This is a genomic window from Salinibacter altiplanensis (assembly GCF_002894645.1).
In the GTDB taxonomy this organism is placed as follows: domain Bacteria; phylum Bacteroidota; class Rhodothermia; order Rhodothermales; family Salinibacteraceae; genus Salinibacter; species Salinibacter altiplanensis.
The window spans coordinates 85,644-103,072 of record NZ_NCQY01000020.1; the positions used below are offsets into that span (position 1 = coordinate 85,644).

Annotated in this window: 13 protein-coding genes; 8 read left to right on the plus strand and 5 right to left on the minus strand. The window is 64.1% G+C overall.

Annotation, left to right across the window (positions count from 1 at the left end; translation table 11 throughout):
• The first annotated feature begins 24 nt into the window (after positions 1 to 24).
• The 3 genes from sov to lipB all read left to right on the plus strand — a co-directional run bounded on the left by sov (position 25) and on the right by lipB (position 8,650).
• Complete coding sequence (sov, locus tag B7R93_RS07925; RefSeq protein WP_232798182.1) at positions 25 to 7,254, plus strand: T9SS outer membrane translocon Sov/SprA; 7,230 nt, start codon at positions 25 to 27, stop codon at positions 7,252 to 7,254.
• Complete coding sequence (locus B7R93_RS15840; RefSeq protein WP_232798184.1) at positions 7,143 to 7,817, plus strand: hypothetical protein; 675 nt, start codon at positions 7,143 to 7,145, stop codon at positions 7,815 to 7,817. Before sov ends, B7R93_RS15840 begins: the two co-directional genes overlap by 112 nt.
• Before the next feature lie 62 nt (positions 7,818 to 7,879).
• Positions 7,880 to 8,650 (plus strand): lipoyl(octanoyl) transferase LipB, encoded by a 771-nt coding sequence (lipB, locus tag B7R93_RS07930; protein WP_103020254.1) that lies wholly within the window; start codon positions 7,880 to 7,882, stop codon positions 8,648 to 8,650.
• A gap of 73 nt (positions 8,651 to 8,723) precedes the next feature.
• On the opposite strand, the gene B7R93_RS07935 is transcribed toward lipB, so the two are convergent.
• Positions 8,724 to 8,969, minus strand: coding sequence for a hypothetical protein (locus B7R93_RS07935; protein ID WP_103020255.1), 246 nt, complete (start codon positions 8,967 to 8,969; stop codon positions 8,724 to 8,726).
• A 166-nt stretch (positions 8,970 to 9,135) separates the two neighbouring features.
• Between B7R93_RS07935 and B7R93_RS07940 the strand changes: the two genes are divergently transcribed.
• The 3 genes from B7R93_RS07940 to B7R93_RS07950 all read left to right on the plus strand — a co-directional run bounded on the left by B7R93_RS07940 (position 9,136) and on the right by B7R93_RS07950 (position 12,563).
• Positions 9,136 to 11,391, plus strand: coding sequence for a TonB-dependent receptor (locus tag B7R93_RS07940; RefSeq protein WP_103020256.1), 2,256 nt, complete (start codon positions 9,136 to 9,138; stop codon positions 11,389 to 11,391).
• 53 nt (positions 11,392 to 11,444) lie between these two features.
• Positions 11,445 to 11,972, plus strand: a complete 528-nt coding sequence (locus B7R93_RS07945; RefSeq protein WP_103020257.1) for a thioredoxin family protein — start codon at positions 11,445 to 11,447, stop codon at positions 11,970 to 11,972.
• Positions 11,973 to 12,203: 231 nt separating this feature from the next.
• On the plus strand, positions 12,204 to 12,563 hold the full coding sequence (locus B7R93_RS07950; RefSeq protein ID WP_103020258.1) for a hypothetical protein: 360 nt from the start codon (positions 12,204 to 12,206) through the stop codon (positions 12,561 to 12,563).
• A 33-nt stretch (positions 12,564 to 12,596) separates the two neighbouring features.
• Here B7R93_RS07950 and B7R93_RS07955 read toward each other — a convergent pair whose 3' ends face one another.
• Positions 12,597 to 12,971: a DUF423 domain-containing protein gene (locus tag B7R93_RS07955; RefSeq protein WP_103020259.1), complete on the minus strand. Its 375-nt coding sequence runs from the start codon at positions 12,969 to 12,971 to the stop codon at positions 12,597 to 12,599.
• A 595-nt stretch (positions 12,972 to 13,566) separates the two neighbouring features.
• Between B7R93_RS07955 and B7R93_RS07960 the strand changes: the two genes are divergently transcribed.
• On the plus strand, positions 13,567 to 14,448 hold the full coding sequence (locus B7R93_RS07960) for a hypothetical protein (RefSeq protein WP_103020260.1): 882 nt from the start codon (positions 13,567 to 13,569) through the stop codon (positions 14,446 to 14,448).
• A gap of 475 nt (positions 14,449 to 14,923) precedes the next feature.
• Complete coding sequence (locus tag B7R93_RS07965) at positions 14,924 to 15,241, plus strand: DUF898 family protein (protein ID WP_103020261.1); 318 nt, start codon at positions 14,924 to 14,926, stop codon at positions 15,239 to 15,241.
• A gap of 444 nt (positions 15,242 to 15,685) precedes the next feature.
• On the opposite strand, the gene rsfS is transcribed toward B7R93_RS07965, so the two are convergent.
• The 3 genes from rsfS to B7R93_RS07980 form a co-directional block, all read right to left on the minus strand.
• Positions 15,686 to 16,153: a ribosome silencing factor gene (gene rsfS / locus B7R93_RS07970; protein ID WP_103020262.1), complete on the minus strand. Its 468-nt coding sequence runs from the start codon at positions 16,151 to 16,153 to the stop codon at positions 15,686 to 15,688.
• 60 nt (positions 16,154 to 16,213) lie between these two features.
• Complete coding sequence (locus tag B7R93_RS07975) at positions 16,214 to 16,681, minus strand: LytR C-terminal domain-containing protein (protein WP_103020263.1); 468 nt, start codon at positions 16,679 to 16,681, stop codon at positions 16,214 to 16,216.
• Positions 16,682 to 16,768: 87 nt separating this feature from the next.
• On the minus strand, positions 16,769 to 17,278 hold the full coding sequence (locus tag B7R93_RS07980) for a hypothetical protein (protein ID WP_103020264.1): 510 nt from the start codon (positions 17,276 to 17,278) through the stop codon (positions 16,769 to 16,771).
• Positions 17,279 to 17,429 lie beyond the last annotated feature (151 nt).

Sequence of the window (17,429 nt, forward strand, 5' to 3'; positions counted from 1 at the left end):
GGACCCGTGCCGTTGATCTCGATCATGTCGTCGCCGTCCCGGCTCCCCTGTGCAGGGGGGGCGCGACGAGAGCGCGTGTATGTGGTGGCGATGGCGGTGCTCCTGGCCTGGGGGCTTCCCGGGCTCCTGCCGCTGGCCCGAGCGCAGGTGGTGCCGCTTCCCGATACGACCGCCCCCGACACGACCACTTCTGCCCCGACCCTGCTCCCGGATGGGCCGCCCTCCCCACTGGGAGACAGTGCGGCGGGGCCAGGGCGGATGAGCGGTGCTCGCGCATCTCAGGGCCAGCGTCTCACAGCGTCGCCCCCGCCCCCCGATACAGGCGTCGTCGGTCGGTACCTGCCGGCACGGCGTGGGCGGTCGGTCCGCCTGTTTGAACGAACGTCTCCGTTTTTGGGGCCGCGTGCCCCGACGGCCGACGCGCAGTCGGTCACGCTGGACTCCACTCAGGCCCGCTATGTGGTGACGGACGATGCACGCCGCGGGCGGAGCGTGGGGATGGACGACGACGCATACCGGCGTGAACGCTACCGTGCCAACCTGGATAAAAACTGGCGCACCCTCGTCAAGCAGCGGCAGGCGGAAAACACAGACGGAGGATTTGGGGTCAACATGGTGGTGCCGGGCGGCCAAGGAAGCACCTTCTCCACCGTCTTCGGCAAGCCCCAGGTGGATCTTCGGGTGAACGGCCAGGCCGACATCAATGCCGGATTTAAGTACCGGAAGAGCGACCAGCAGGTCAACGTCACGGGCGACGCCAGTCAGCTCAACCCCGACTTCAAGCAGGACCTGCGGCTCGGCATCACGGGCACGATCGGGGACAAGCTACAGATGAACGTCGACTGGGACACGCAGAGTCAGTTTGACTACCAGAACCAGGTCAAGCTCAACTACACCGGCTACGAAGACGAGATCCTACAGAGTGTAGAGGCGGGCAATGTGTCCATGCAGACGCCCTCGCAGCTTATCAATGGGGGGCAGAGCCTCTTCGGAATCAAAAGCGAGTTCCAATTCGGCAACCTGAGCCTCACGACCATTGCGAGCCAGCAGGAGGGGCAGTCCAACAGCCTTAGCATCGAAGGGGGTGCGCAGGAGACGAAGTTTGATCTCACGCCCACGGACTACGACGAGAACCGCCACTTCTTCCTTGGCTACTACTTCCGCAACAATTGGAACCGGGCCCACGAGGACCCGACGACGATCCGGACGTTCGAGGGGTTTGACGAGATTACCGAGGTGGAGGTATGGAAGATTACGCAGCAGGTCGGCAACCAAGAAAACACCCGGCAGGCGGTGGCCGTGGTGGACCTGGGAGAGAATCCGCGGCTGGTACGTGAGGCGGAGGGCTACAGGGAGACGGTGCTGCCCAGGCCGAACGTGGACCAGTACAACGAGGCCGACCTGGAGGCCCTCCGTGACGGAGAGCAGCGCGCCTCGTCGTACCTGAGTGACTCGGGCACCATGGAACGGTCCCTGGACACGCAACAGGACCTCCACGCGGGCGAGTTCAAGCGGCTCACACGTGGGCAGGACTATCGCCTCGACAGCCGTTTGGGCTTCCTGTCGCTTCGACAGCGGCTGCGGCCCGACGAGGCCCTGGCAGTGGCGTTTCGGTACCGGACGAACGATGGGGCCGTGCGTACGGTCGGCGACTTTACGCAGGGGGGCACCACCGGAGGCATCAACGCCGACCGCCTCGCGCTGAAGCTGCTCCGCCCCACCGACCCGGTCGCGCCGAGCCAGGAGGGGGGGAGCATCGACCCGGCCGCCTGGTACTTGCAGCTACGGAACGTGTACGACCTCTCGGGGCGGGACTTCAGTCCGGAGAATTTCGAGCTCGACATTGAGTACCAGGCCTCCGGGCAGGGCGCGCGCACGACGCTGCCGGACGTGGCGGGGCAGAGCACACTGCTTCGGGTGCTTGGGTTGGACCGGGTCGACCAGAACGGCGCCCCCAATCCGGACGACCAGTTCGACTTTCTTCCCCGGACGATCAATGCGGACCGGGGGCTGATCTACTTCCCCTATCTCCAGCCGTTTGGGCGGCGCATCCTGGACGCTGCGGCCGAGAACGGGACCCGGACGGCGGGGGAGCCCTTCGCATTCACGAATTTGTACACCAAAAAGAAAGACAACGCCCGAAAAGAAGACACGCAGAAAGACGTCTATCACGTGCGGGGCTCGTACACCGGAGGGGCTCAGCAATTCTATGATCTGGAGGCCTTCACGGGGCTGGTCGAGGGATCGGTCGAGGTCACCTCGGGCGGGCAGACCCTGCAAGAGGGCGTCGACTACCGGGTGGACTATCAGGGGGGGACGGTAAACATCACCAACGAGTCGTACCTGACCGCCGGGCGAGACATTGAAATCGACTATGAGCAAAACAGCCTCACCAACATCCAGAAGAAGACCCTGCTTGGGGCGCGGGCGGACTGGGCGATGCGGGACCAGTTTTCCCTCGGGGCCACCGTCATGCGGCTCAGCCAGCAGTCGCCCGTCGACAAGTTTCGCATCGGACAAGAGCCGATCCAGAACACCATCTGGGGCCTCAACGGCTCGATGGACCTGGAGCCGCAGTGGGTCACGGAGGCGGTCGACGCCCTGCCGCTCGTGCAGACGCGGACGGAGAGCCAGCTCTCGGTCTCCGGTGAATTTGCGCAGCTCCGCCCCGGACACACCACCACCGATGCCTACGAGCGCACCGTGAGCCGGGTGGAAGACAGCGAGACCGACCGGTACGCGTCGGACGAGCGCAATGGGGTCTCCTACATCGACGACTTCGAGGGCTTTGAAAATACATTTTCCCTCCGTCAACAGCCGGGCGCCTGGCAGGTGAGCGCGGCGCCCGACTCGACGGCCAACGCCCCGGGCCTCGATGGAGAGACCCCTGGCACCTACGACGACGTTCGGCAGCGAACCCACTGGCGGGGCCGCCTCGGGTGGTACCGCCTCAACGAAAACATTCTGGAAGCGATTGGCACCGAGGAGGGGGGCGAGGCCACCGATCTCATCAATACCGAAGAGGTCTTCGTGGGCCGGGACACGCAGGGAGAGGCGAACCCCACCCTCCGGACGCTCGACCTTCACTTCAATCCCTGGCAGCGTGGGGCCTACAACTACACGGGGAATCTGGTGGACTTCTTTCGGGAGCCGCGGAAGGTGTGGGGCGGCATCACGCGCTCGCTCCCGGAGGGCTACACCGACTTTTCGGTGCAGAACGTTGAGTTCGTGGAGTTCATCGTGAAGGTGTACCCGGAGAACGGCGAGGTCACCGACGGGTCGCGCCTCTATGTTGACCTCGGGACGATCTCGGAGGATGTGGTCCCGAACCAGCGCATCGACATGGAGGACGGCCTCTCCCTCAACTTCAACGAAGGGGACCTGGGGACCCTCAGTCGCATTCCCAATGCCGAGCCAGGTGGGGGGATCGACCTGCGGGGCAGCCGGACCCAGGACCTGGGGCTCGACGGGTTGGTGTCCTACACCGACGGCACCTACGACGAGCGCCTGCTTGAGCGAGCCTTCTATGCGGGCTTCGTCGAGCACGCGGACAGCCTGGGGGGGAGCATCGGGCAGCTTGGCCTGTCCGCCGAGCAGCGGCAGCGCCTGCGGGCGGAGATTGCACGCACCGCCGAGGACCCCTCGGCCGACGACTATCACTTCTACGAGAACGATCGGTTCTTCAACACGACGGAGTTCTTCCCGGACGGGGCCTCCGTGCAGGAGCGCCTGAGTTGGTATCAGGCGGGCCACGAGCTCAACGGCTTCGAGTCGCAGAACGCGCTGGCCGAGGAGGCGAGCGTGACGCGGGGCGTCTCCCGCTCCCCAGACCGTGAGGCCCTCGACGGGGTTGGGAGCCAGATCAACATCGACAACAACTACTTTCAGTACGCCGTCCCGCTCAGTGAACTCGACCGGCGTGCCGAGACCGATGGGGGGCCGACCGACTACGTGGTCAGCAAAGTGGGGGCGGAAGAGGACTGGTACAAGGTTCGCATTCCGGTACAGGCCTTTACGCGCCAGGTGGGCGCCATCGAGAACTTCGATGACATCAAGTCCATCCGCCTGTGGACGACCGGGCACAGAGCGCCCGTCACGATGCGGTTTGCGTCCCTGGAGCTGGTGGGCAGCCAGTGGCGCGCCTCGGAGCCGGTGGCCCAGCAGCCCGTGGAGGAGGACAGTACCGTCGATGCGGGGGCGGGGGAGCTGCGGGTGGCCAGCATCAACAACGAGGAGGACCTGCGCTACGAGCCGCCTGCGGGAGCGGTGGTGGGACAGAACCGCACGTCCCGCGGCGTGCAGCAGCAAAACCGCGAGCAGGCCCTCTTGCTGAATGTCGACCAGCTCGAGCCCGGGCGACAGCGGGGCGTCTTCAAGACGTTCGGGCAGGGGCTCGACCTGCTCAAGTATTCGAACCTGCGCATGTATACCCATCTGCACGGAACGTCGAGCAGCGCGCAGGTAAAAGACCGACTCCGCGAAAACCTGCGGCTGTTCGTGCGTCTGGGCTCCGGGGAGACCGGCGACTACTACGAGTACGAGCAGCCGATGCAGCCGGGCGACGTGCCGATGGACGGCGGGTCGCAGGCCCTGTGGCCGGAGGAGTTCGAGATGAACCTCGTCCTTGAGCGGCTCAACCGACTCAAGCTCCTCCGCGACCAGAGCGGGAGTCCGACGGACGAGTCGTTTTCAAGCAACGACGTAAACCTGGACATCGGCGACTTCGCGCCGCCGGAGACGGTGCTTCGGGTGCGGGGCACGCCGTCCCTGCAGAACGTACAGACGATCGTCGTCGGGGTGCGGCACGCGACGGATCCCAACGAGAACCCGCCGGTGCTGCAGGACTTCGAGGTCTGGCTGAATGAGCTGCGCGTGAGTGGGTTCGACGAGCAGAAGGGCTGGGCCGCCAACGCCAACGCGAGTCTCGACCTCGCGGACTTTGCGTCGGTGGAGGGCAGCCTCCAGCGCCGGACGGACGGATTTGGGGCCTTGTCCAGCACACTGAGCGAGCGGAAGCAGTCCGACAACACGAGCTGGAACCTGCGCGCCAACCTCAACCTCGACTCGTTCCTCCCCGAGGACCAGGGCTGGCGCATGCCCGTCACCATGCAGGTCCAGTCGAACCGCACGACGCCTCGCTTCGACCCCAACCGGGGCGACGTGGAGGTCCAGAGCGTGGCACGGCAATTCGACGCCCTGCCCGACAGCGACCTGGATTCGTTGGGCGCCGACCGGTACGACGGAGACCTTTCCAGTGACCAAATTCGGCAACGGCTGAAAGACAGCGTGCGCACGGCGGCCGAGACGCGCAGCCTACGCCGCACGATGACGGCCGATGTCTCGAAGCAAGGGTCCGACGCGTGGTGGCTCCGAAAGACCGTCGATGGCCTCTCGCTGAGCTTTTCCTACCTCGACCAGTCGCGACGCAACCCACAGCGCCGGATCAATGACCGGTGGAGTTGGACGGGCGACGTGCAGTACCAACTCGACTTTGGGCGGCCCCGGACCGTGAACCCTTTTGGCTTCTTGCCCGACGCGCCGGTGCTTGGCACGCTGGCAGGCCTCTCGTTCAACTATGTGCCCCGCTCGCTCTCGTTCTCGATGAACGCAGAGCGGGAGGCCCAGACGACTCGAAGTCGCCCCTCGGGGCTCCGTACCACGCAAGACCAACCCCTGCGGGTGGCCTTTCCCCTTCGGAAGCAGCAGCAGTTCGATCACCGTCGTACCTTTAGCCTCCAGTACGATCCTTTTGGCTTCCTGAGTCTCAGCTTCGACACCAACACACGCCAGAACTTCGACGACGCCGCCTCACGAAACGAAACGAATGTCATCATCAGCGGCGAACGCGTTCGGGATACGGTGCTTACCGACATTGGCATTCCCCGCGACAGCACCGCGGACTTCTTCGACAATCTGGACGACTTTGGGCTGGCCGATCGGGACCTCACCGCCGACGATGAGGGAGACACGGTCTTCTTTGAGAACCGGCTGTTCCGGCGGTCGGAGCTCGACGTGTTTCGGGACCTGCTGGCCGGGCGGGTGCGTCCACGTACGAGCGACCATGAGCAGCGATTTGCGGCCACCCTGAGCATGGGATGGGCCGACCGGGCGTGGCTCAACTGGATCGACCTGCAGGACGTCTCCTACCAGTCCTCCTTCCGGTGGTCCAATGGACCAGAGGGGGGGCTGCAGGGGGCCAGTGTGCGAAACTCGCTCACCCTTCGTTCGGGCGCGACCCTGCGGCCCAACAGGATCTGGGAGCGGTTCGGGTTCTTCGAGCGGCTAAAGCAGGCGCAGCGCCAGTCCGGCCGGGACGACCGACGGGATGGCGGGCGGTCCGGTGACGACGGCGGAGACGACGGCGACGGCGAGGACGACGGTGGAGAAGACGAGGCATCGGGGGACGACGGACTCGGGTGGGAGGACGTCCCCCTCCCGAGTCCGAAGGGCATGCTGCGCGGGCTCGCCCTCATGGTGCTCGACATCAACGACTTCAGTGTTAACTACAACGGGGACTGGAGTGCCCGCTCCTCCAACGTGGGTCGGTTGAACTCGGATTCGACCGAGGTAGACGTGCACTACCGACTGCTTGATGCGGTGCGCGGGGACGGGCCGTCCGTCGGCTACCGGCTCGGGCTCGAGCGCTCCATCGAGCCGGACGGGCGCGTGCTGGACTCGCGGTTTCAGGTGTCGGACGCCCTTAGCAACACCCACCGCCTGGAGGGGCGCACGGCCCTGAGCCCGAGCTCGTCCTTTCAGATCGACCTGAGTTGGAATGTGGAGTGGCGCACGCAGACCGACCGGACCTTCCAGGCGGGCAGTGGCGAGACCGGGAGCGGGGCGGCGGAGGGGCCCTTCACGACCGAGAGTGGTGACAACTCGGCGTCGGTGTGGGGCTTTGGGTCCGTGGTGGCGCTGGTGGAAGAGCAGGCTCGTCGATCAGCGGGGGCCGGCAACGGATCGGGGGAGGCGCTCCCGGCCGACGAGGTGCCCCTCACCAACGCGTCGGTTGCGGATGACTTCAAAGCGGCCTACCTGACGGGGGGGGGAGCGTGGGGGCCCACGGGTTCGCTCCGTTTCCCGTGCCCGGGTGGACCGTCCGCTATTCGGGACTGGCCGACTGGCCCCTGCTCGGCCGCATCGTGGAAAGTGCGTCTCTCCGGCACAGCTACAACGCGGAGTACCAGTCGAGCTACGCCACCGACACGCGGGCCGGCGAAGAAGAGGAGGCCCCGAACGGGCAGACGTTTCTGAATCCGGCGTTCAAGATTGGATCGTCCCGCGTCAGTGAGCAGTTTCGGCCTCTTTTCGGCGTCAGCATCACGTGGCCCGGCAGTGTCGAGACGAGTGTCGAGTGGAACCAGCAGACGGAGACATTCCTGCGCACGGCCAACCTGAAGGTGGAAGAGGTGCAGACAAACCAATTGTCCGGGAGCGTCTCCTATCAGAAACGGGGGATGCGCATTCCCGTGCTCGGCCTCGGGCGTCTCGAAAATCAGATCCGGTTTTCGCTCACGGTCTCCCGGTCGGTCAACGACGAGCGAAGCTACAACCTGCGCGGAGCGCTCGCGGACGTTCGAAGCGCGGACGGGTCGGTCGACCCGGATCGGATAACCGACCCGACCAACGACTACGTTCAGGTGCGCAAGCAGACGACGCGCGTCCAGGTGACCCCTGAGCTCACCTACCGCCTCAGCGACCGGGTGACGGCGGACCTCCTGGTCGAGTACGAACGGTTCGATGGCGACAGCCGACAGCCCTCCTACACGCGGGTCAATGGGGGGTTCAACGTCAGCGTAAGCATCTCCCAAAACTAGGTGGGACGTTCCAAGTACCAGGTCGGCCCCGCACGGCCTTTTGTCCACCGCGCCCCAGAAAGATGTCGTCGTCCGCCCCGAATGAGATTGTTGTATGCCATCTCGGTCGTGTCTCCTACGAGCGGGCGCAGGGGCTGCAAGAGCAGGTGCAGGAGTGCCTGATCGCGGCCAAGCGGGCGGAGCCGCCGGAGACGCAGCCCCACGTGCTGCTTCTGCTGGAGCATCCGCCCGTCTACACCCTCGGCAAGAGCGGCGACGCCGGGAATCTACTGGTGTCCGAGGAGCGGCTGGACGCGATCGGCGCCACGTTTCACCGCATTGGGCGTGGGGGCGACGTCACCTTCCACGGCCCCGGCCAACTGGTGGGCTACCCGCTCTTCGACCTCGATCGGTTCTTTACCGACCTGGGCCGCTACCTGCGCACGCTCGAGGCGATTGTCCTCCGCACCTGCGCCGACTTTGGCGTGACGGGCACGCGGGTCGACGGACGGACCGGCGTGTGGGTGGGGCCCGACGAGCGGGGCCTGGAGCGCAAGATCTGCGCGATGGGCGTGCGCTGCAGCCGGTGGGTGACCATGCACGGGTTCGCGCTGAACGTGACCACCGACCTTGACTACTTCGACCACATTGTGCCCTGCGGCATCGACGACCGCGGCGTCACGTCGCTCGCCGAGGAGACCGCCGCGTCGGTGGCCGTCGAGGACGTGCGCGGACCGGTGACGGAGCACGTTGCCGCCCTGTTTGACGCGGAGGTGACGGAGCGCCACGGGGCCGAGGCCCGGTCATTTTTGGGGGAAGTGACGGGAGAGCACATCGAGGCACTCGGGCGGTAGGGGCGTCCGTTGCGGAGGTGCACTCCGAGGCTTTCTCCGGTTCGGGTAGCCGCGAGGTGCGACCTGCGGTTCCTCATGCCGCGGGGGCCGCGTCCCTGTCCTCGATGATCGCGTCCGCATCCACCGGTGGCAGGTCGTGGTACCAGTCGTGGTGGGGCGACCAGGCGTGGCACTCTTGGCACTGTGTCTCGCGCCACACCGTGCCGCATTCCGGGCACTGGCCCTGCGTGTCGAATGTGTGCCAGGCGTGGCCGCACTCGCAGGTCCACGTCGCGCTCGATGGAGGCTCCCACGTGCATCGCGGGCAGTAAATGTCCATACGTAGATCGGCCGATGAGCGGGGGACACGCACATCTCCCCTACGCTCCCTCCGCAACGAAGTTTGCGAGAACTTCGCCCCGCAATCCGTTTTTAGCCTTGACTAACAAAAAAGTTGTTAGTAAAAACAAAACGGATTGATCTGCTCATCTTCATCCCGAGGCGCCATGGCATTTCGACGACGGACGTTTCTTCTCAGTCTTGTTTTCTTGGGACTCGCAGGGGTCTCGTTGACCGCTCAGGCGCAGGCCGTCCTGCACGGGCGCGTGACCGACGACACCGGGGCCCCCCTGCCGAACGCGAATGTGTACGTGCATGAGACGGCGCAGGGCGCGGCCACGGATGAAGACGGGCGCTATCGTCTCGCGTCGCTCCCCGCGGGGACGTATACGGTTGCGGTTTCGGCGATCGGTTTTCAGACGGTAGACAAGCGTCTGGCCCTGGAGAAGGGTGAGACGCGCACGTGGAATGTGTCGATGACCACCGACGTGATGCGGCAGGAAGAGGTGGTGGTCACCGGCACGATGCGGGAGACCCACGTGAAAGAGTCGCCGGTGAAAGTGGACGTGGTGGGCAGCGAGCGGCTGCAGAAGGGCAAGACAAGCTCAAACTTCATGGACCTGATCGGCAGCGTGGGGGGACTGACCACTCAACTCAACTGCGGGGTGTGTGGGACGAACGCAATCCGTGTCAATGGCGTCGAGGGGGCCAACACGGCCGTGCTCGTCGACGGGATGCCCATTATGGGCCCGTTGGCGTCGGTGTACGGCCTCAATGGCATCAGCCCATCGATTATTGACCAGGTAGAAGTGATCAAAGGGCCGCAGTCCACGCTGTACGGGACGCAGGCCCTTGGCGGCGTGGTGAACGTACTCACCAAGAATCCGGCCAACACGCCCACATTCTCGGCCGACGCCTACGCCAAAAGCACGAGAGAGGGGAGCGTGACCCTCGCGGCCTCCCCGCAGAAGGGACGTTTCGAGGGGTTTGTGAGTGGCACAGCCGTACGGATGGAGAATGCCTTCGATGACAACGGCGACGGCTTTTCGGACGCCCCGAGGCAGTCGCGGCTGTCCCTTTTTGGGAAGGGAACGTTGTCCGGAAAAGACGGAGAGCCTCGGGCCAGTGCAGGGCTGAAGCTCTACGGCGAGAATCGGACGGGCGGTCCCCCGAACTTTACCGACGACCTCCGGGGCTCGGACGAGATTTATGGCGAGTCGATTTACACCCGGCGGGCAGAACTGATGGCCGAGGCCTGGCCATCAGGGGTCGACCGCCGGCTCCGCTTGAGCGGCGCGCTCACGTACCACGATCAGGACAGCTATTACGGAACGGAGCACTACGTGGGTACGCAAAAGATCGCGTTCGGCCAGGCAACCTGGAGTCAGGAGGTTGCGGAGCCCCTTCAGGTGCTGACGGGAGTGAGCACGCGGTATGACGTGTACAACGACAACACACCCGCCACGACGACCGCTGAGCGGCGCTTCATCCCCGGGGTGTTTGGGCAGGGGGAGTACACCGTCGGGGCCCTGACGATGCTTGGGGGACTTCGCTTCGACCATCACGGAGAGCACGGCATTGTCACGGCCCCCCGGGTCTCGGCCAAATACAGTCCCACCGAGGCGACCACGATGCGCACGAGTGCCGGAACGGGCTTTCGGGTCGTCAACGTGTTCACGGAGGATCATGCGGCCCTTACCGGATCCCGCGAGGTCGTCTTCGAGGACGACCTGGCCCCGGAGCGGTCCCGTAGCGTCACGGCCAGTGTGGAGCACATTTTCCCTTTGGGGGCCGCGCCCCTCACCCTAAGCATCGACGGGTTTTACACCCGTTTCTCCAACAAAATCATTCCCAACTACGACCGGTCGCCCAACCTGATTGTCTACAAAAACCTCGACGGATTTTCGGTAACGCGCGGATTTTCGGTGGCCCTCAACCAGAACTTTACGGCCGTCCCTCTTGCCTACAACACGAGCGTGACGGTGACGGACGTCTACACACAGGAGCGCGGGGACCGACGGTCGGTGACCTACGCGCCGGACTTTACGGGAAGCGTCGGGGCCACCTACGCCTTTCGGTCTATCGGGACGGAGGTAGAGTACGCCGGGCGCCTCACCGGGCCGAAGCGCATGCCCGACTACTACGTCGAACGTTTTGGGCGAGACCGGTGGTCGCCGACCCATACGACACACGACCTCAAGGTCACGACGGAGTTTTTGGACGTGAACGGACCGACGGGGATGGGGGTGGAGGCGTACGTTTCGGTCGAGAACCTCCTCGACTACACGCAGGGAAGCCCGCTGGTCGACGCGTCGGCGCCTTTCGATCGGGACGACAACGGCAAACCGTTCGATACAATCTACACCTGGGGGCCCATCGTAGGGCGCACTGTTTCGGTGGGCATGCGGGTAAATGTGCGCTAGGGAGGACGGAGCGCTCGGCATCCGGTTGATCAACGCACGAGGTGCGCAAAGCAATGCCAACGTATTCTTCGAAATGGGTCGGGGTCGTGTGTGCGGTGGGGCTTCTCGTGATGGGGACGGCCGCGGGTCAACAGCCTGAGTGGCACGGGTTTGAGGAGGCACTGACTGTGGCGGACTCCACCGGTCGCTTTGTGATGGTGGCTGTCCACGCACCGTGGTGCGGGTGGTGCCACAAGATGGAGAGCGATGTATATTCCAGCGCAGGGGTGCGTCGGTGCGTGTCCGAGAGCTTTGTGGCCACGCGTTTGAACCGGGACGACACCGACACGCGCTACCGATATCGAGGGCGTCGTCGGACCCCACGGGCGCTGGCGGCCGCATTTCAGGCCGATGGGGTTCCCGCGACGGTATTGCTCTCGCCGGAGGGCGAGTACTTGCTACACCTCTCCGGCTTTGTCGAGGCAGAGGCGCTTCGGGTACTGCTCGCGTACGTGTCCACGCACGCCCACCGGGATCAGTCCTACGACGCCTTTCGGGCAGATCCAGCTGGGTGTCGATCCCAATCTGCGGGCCCACGCTGAAGACGGATGAGCAGGGGAGCCGAGACCGGTCAAGGCGCCCGAATCGGTTCTGTGATCGGACGATAGGCGCAGAGCGCTGCACGGACAACGCTTCCGTTTCCGTCCGCGGCTCCGCCGAGCAGTACAGGGATGCTCGTCCGGTTGACATGATCGGCTGGCGTAGATACCCTTCAGGACGCCCAGATCCGTTGTTGCTTTCTCCTCGTTCTTGCACGTACCTCAGAGCATCCTATGGCCTCCTTTGACCCCGACAACTTTACGACCCGACTGCTCGCCGAGTCGCTATTCTACGACATCGAGTACGGCCTCGTGGGGAGCGTGAGCCTCATCGATTCCGAGACGGAGCGGGAGCTCTACCTCGCCTCTTTCATGCCGGACGATGGATCGTACCTGGTGGAGGAGGCGACGGCATGGGAGGACGAGCCGACGCTCGACGACGAGACGGACGTGGCCTATGCCCTCGCCGTTGACAGCGACGTACACGGGCGCTACGAGGTCCCCGAGGCGGCGGCGCAGTCGCTTTTGGAGCTGGCCCGCGGGCACGATCTTCTGCCGAGTGTGACCGTGCTGTTCGAGGACGAAGAGCTGTGACAGCAAGCGGGGGGCCGGGCAACGAGGCCCCGTCTACGACCCTCCGGTGAGCGTGGCCCACGCCAGCAGGGCCCACCCCACGACAAAGGCGACGCCGCCAAGCGGCGTGATGGCGCCGAGCCAGCCCGTGTCGCTGAGAACAAGCACGTACAGGCTGCCCGAAAAGATCACGATGCCGGCGAGGAAGCAGTAGCCGGCCCAATAGAGGGACGGGCCCCAGCCCTGCGCGGCGGCCCATCCCACGAAGAGGAGGGCGAGGGCGTGGTACATCTGGTACTGCACGCCCGTGCGAAACGTCTCTACCCGCTCCGGGGACACCCTCCCTTCGAGGCCGTGTGCGCCAAACGCGCCGAGGACCACGGCGATCAGTGCCGTAATTGCACCGAAGCCGATGAACAATCGAGTCATCGAGGAGGGGGCTGTTGCCACAGGCTGTGTCACAGCAGACGCCGCGGCGTGACGAGGCAGTTCGTGAACGGTGGATGTGTTTCCCCGCACGCGGCCTGTGAACAGGGGTTCCGCGCCCGTCGTCCCCCTCCCCTGTCGACTGCCCTCCTGGTGGGATTTGAAAACGGCTTCTTGCAAGGCCGTATCGACTCCGCATCCACGGCCCGCGATCCGCGACGTACTGCGCAGGGAGGGGAAACGTTGGTCGCGACCGAATTGCGGTGGATGGGGCCGTCCGTCTCCGGCCGGATGAGGACACCTGTCCCGGCTGTCCCTCTGTGTCCGGCCCCGCGTGGCTTTTGTCCATTGCTTCGTTCATCGCTTCGCAATCGGGGGCGGACGCTCCCTGCTGATATGCCTCAACAGCGCGACCATGCGTGTGCCCCCTTCTGTCTGCTTCCGTCCGGGGCCGGTGGGCGTTTTCGCACGGCTTCTTTTTTGCGTAGGGCCCCTCATTTCTTGCCCTTTGGGATGATCTTTAAGATAATGTCCAAACCCATGATCAATTGCACGTTGGGTTTGTCTGCAAGAGCCTCTCAAGTCGCCTGTCAACCGAATGGAACTACGGGACAAGCTGTCTGCCGTACGGTCAACCGCGAAGGATCAACTTTCACTTCTTAACAGCAAGAGGAAAAGCGAAAATGCGCTTCTTCTTCCCTTTTTTGAGCTACTGGGGTACCATCCGTTCGATGTCCGAGAGGTTGTCCCAGACTACGTCATTGAGTTGGACGCCGGACGAGAGCGGACGGTCGACTACGTGCTTAAGAAAGACGGCTCCCCGGCTGTGTTCGTCGAGTCGAAGGAGGTTGGGACTGACCTCGGGGCCTGTGACTCCGCTCCGCTCCTTCGGCTGCTCAAAAAGTCGAAGGCTCCCATCGGGGCGCTGACCAATGGAATCGAATACCATTTTTTCGCAGACCTGGAGCGGTTTTACTCGGTTCTGGAGGGGGCCACCGTCCCTGACACCCGGCCGTTTTTGACCTTCGATGTCTTCCACTACGAAGACGATGAGGTGGAAGACCTAGAGTGTCTAACGAGGTCGGAGTTCGATGCCGATGGGATTCTTCCGCACGCCCACCGGCTCAAGTACAAACGCCTCTTTCGAATGTACCTCTCGGAGCAGGTCGAGGAGCCCACCGAGGAGTTTGTGAAGTTCCTTGCCAAACAGGTTCACGACGGAGAGGCCTTCGAAGACATGGGAATGTACAAGTCGTGTGCGCGAGAGGCCGTCCGTGAGCTGTTTGGGAACGGGGGGGGAGGCGAGGCGCAGGGGCAACATTCAGTTCAGGGGGGGACGAAGGAGGATGAGGACAAGAGGCTCCGGGTACAGGGAGAAGAAGGGATTCACGAACGCGACAGCAACGGCGCGTCGGAGGCCGGCCTCGTGCTCGAGAATCATCGTGAGCCGCGCCTCGAACGGGAGCTGGGGGACACGTAGGAGAGGGCACCCGCAATCGTTGCGTTGCCTCTCTTCGGCGGTCCCCTTCCCCAGTGGCAGATGGGTGCGACGATTGAGAAGGAAGAGGGACAGAGGCCAGACCGGATCCTACGGGGAGTGCCCGAGACGAGTCGCCTCCCTCTCCGTGGGGGGAGAAAAGAGCCTCCACGAGGCACTACGGGGCCGAAGAGAAACCACGTACTCTCGAAGACGCACTGCGGCCCCGCAGGACCGTTTGCGATCTTGTCGGGGGCCTCGTTCCTTTTCTTTGAAGATAAGTAAAGGAATCAAACAGAACCCTGGGGAGCTGTTTGCTGGATTGATGTTCAGCCGAGACACAGTGGGCGAAGCTGCAAAATGGTGCCCAAGTGAGTCTCTGTAGCGGAGCTACCGGGCGAATGCAGAAGCCCTTTTGCACGAGATCCACAAAGTCGCAGGCCACAGAGCGTCCGCCAAACAGCTTCTGAAAGCTGCAATGACCAACATTCGCTTCACGGGAAGCTTCGGGCACTTCAGCATCGTGTCGATCGGGCTTGTGCTACTGAGCATCGTCACCCTTGGACTTGCCCTCCCGTATCTCTCCTACTGGACGACGCGGTATTTCTTTACAGAATTGGAGGTTGGGAACCGCCCCATCGAGTTCACGGGGTCTTTCGGCGAATACTTTCTCGTCTCGCTCGGCCTAATTCTTTTGAGCATCGTGACCCTCGGTCTGGCGCTGCCGTACTATGGCTACTGGAACGTGAAGTACTTCGCATCCAATCTGCAAGTCCGGGGCGAGTTGGCGGCGTAGGGAGGCCTGAGCCGACCGTGCGCGCTGCTTTGCTGTTCAGTTCGCGGTGCCCATTCCTGGAGGTTGCACGGGAACGGTGAACCGGGGCCCTCTGTCAGGGAACGGAACGCGCAGGATTTTGGCCCCCGGCCCGGTGTAGAAGACGACGTGGAAGACAGGCACGGCCCGGAACATCTGTCTCGGCTGAACGCGATCGCCACGTCGCTCACCCCCGCGGATCGCCTGGAACGCCGTCGTCAGGGCACGGCGACCTGCGGCGGGCAGCACCTCTGATCGCTGCGGTGGTCAGTGGCCAGGTCGGGGCGGGACGCTCTTCCCGACACATCTCGACAGGGGCACCCAGAGCGGACTGTGCAGCGCGACAGAGAGCCCGCCCGTGCCTCTCGCCGGCGGACTGCCCCGGCGCCCGCGCAGGGGAATGGGAGGCGGCCGACGAGAAGGGGGCTACGTCGCATCCGAGGACTGTTGCAGAAGGGTCTGCAGAAGGGTGAGGTCCGAGGCGTCGCCGTCTTCCGGCACGATCTCCGAGTCGGCCTCTCCCCAGAGGCGGTCGATGCGGTAGTGTTCTCGTTTCTCGGGGAGGAAGATGTGCGCGACCACATCCACGTAGTCGAGCACGACCCACTGAAGGTGATTCGTGCCTTCCTGCTTCCAGGGCTGCTCCCCGCATGTTTCTGCGACCTGATCCGTGATGCCCTTGGCAATGGCCTTTACCTGAAGGTCCGACTCGCCGGTGCCGAGGACGAAGAAGTCCGCCATGCTGCTTACCTCGCGCAGGTCGATCACACTGATGTCCACGGCTCGCTTGTCGGCCATGGCATTTACGACCTGCGCGGCAAGCACAGGACTGGGATTGTCGGGGGTTCGGCGGACGGACGGGTCTGCGGAGGAGGACTGGTCGGGGGAGGCCATATGGATCAGGACATTGGTGCGGGGGATCGTGAGAGAAAACGAATACACGCCGAGTGCAGGCTAGCGGGTTTCCCGAAACGGGCGGAGCTCTGCATAATCGCGGCCGAGAATTACGGAGGCGTCGAGGTAGTACGCTGGTTTGATGTTCTGACGCACACGGGAGGGCGGAATCCCAAGGGCCTCCGCGACGTTCCGGGCGGCTTCAAGATTGCCAATCCGATCGATTACGACCGATTGGTCCTGGTCGAACGACGAGTGGTTGCCCATGTCGACCACGTCAAAGCCGCGGTCGCGGAGGTACTGCGTGGTCCGCTCGGCGAGGTGATCCACCCCGGCGCCGTTGCGCACCTCCACCTGAATAATCTGGCCCACGAGTTCCGACGTGTCGGAGGGGGGGCGCTCCGGGCGTGAGCCCGTGAAGACGGTCTGGCCCGCGAAGGCGTACAGCAGCACTGCCGCGCCCAGCCCAACCGCCATGAGCACAACGTTCAGCAGTCCGTTCGTGAAGCGGGAGGACCCTTGAGCCATAGGTGCCGGAGCAACCAGGCCGATTCGGCAGGGGGCCCGTGCACGGGCCGCTGCATCTACCGATCGGCACCGAGAGAAGAGGGCGGCTTAGTTCGGCAACAGGGGGGCAGTAGAGGCAAAAGCGCCTCGTCGGTGCCGATATCCATACGGGCTTGCGTACCGGCCGTGCGGACTCTGACGTACCTGGAAGTGAATCTTCATGTTGTCGGTCGGGGTGTAGGCCACCTCCGCGTTGCGGAGAAAGACCTTCGCCCTCTGGTCCCCAAAGGCGTTGCCGCTCGCGAGCGGATGGGACACCCCCACGTCCACCCGGGCGGCCAGGTCGGAATTGAACTGCCACATCATGGAGTTGGTGTACATGCCCGCCGAGGATGTATTGCCGCCAAACGAGGAGAACGACATCTGGTAGCTGTGGCTCATCCGAAACTCTTCGGCCCCGAACAGACTGCCGAGGGCATTGGTCGCGTCCGAGCCAGCGTCGTACAGCTGGGTCACAACCGAAGAGTTCTTTTGGGCCGTTTCACGAAGCTGAGCGTGCGCCGGGGCAGTGGCGCTCAGCACAAACACGAGACACAGGAGCGGCAAGATCGTTCGCATAGAACCCTCGTTTGTCGGTGTGAAGGCGTTGCGGAGTGCGGATCGCCGGGACTTGTGTGTACTACTTTGGAGCCATCGGTTTGTTCGCGCTTCATCCCGGGGTGGGATCCAGGCCCGAGGCGGTTCGTGCGAAAGGCGCAATCGCACGCCG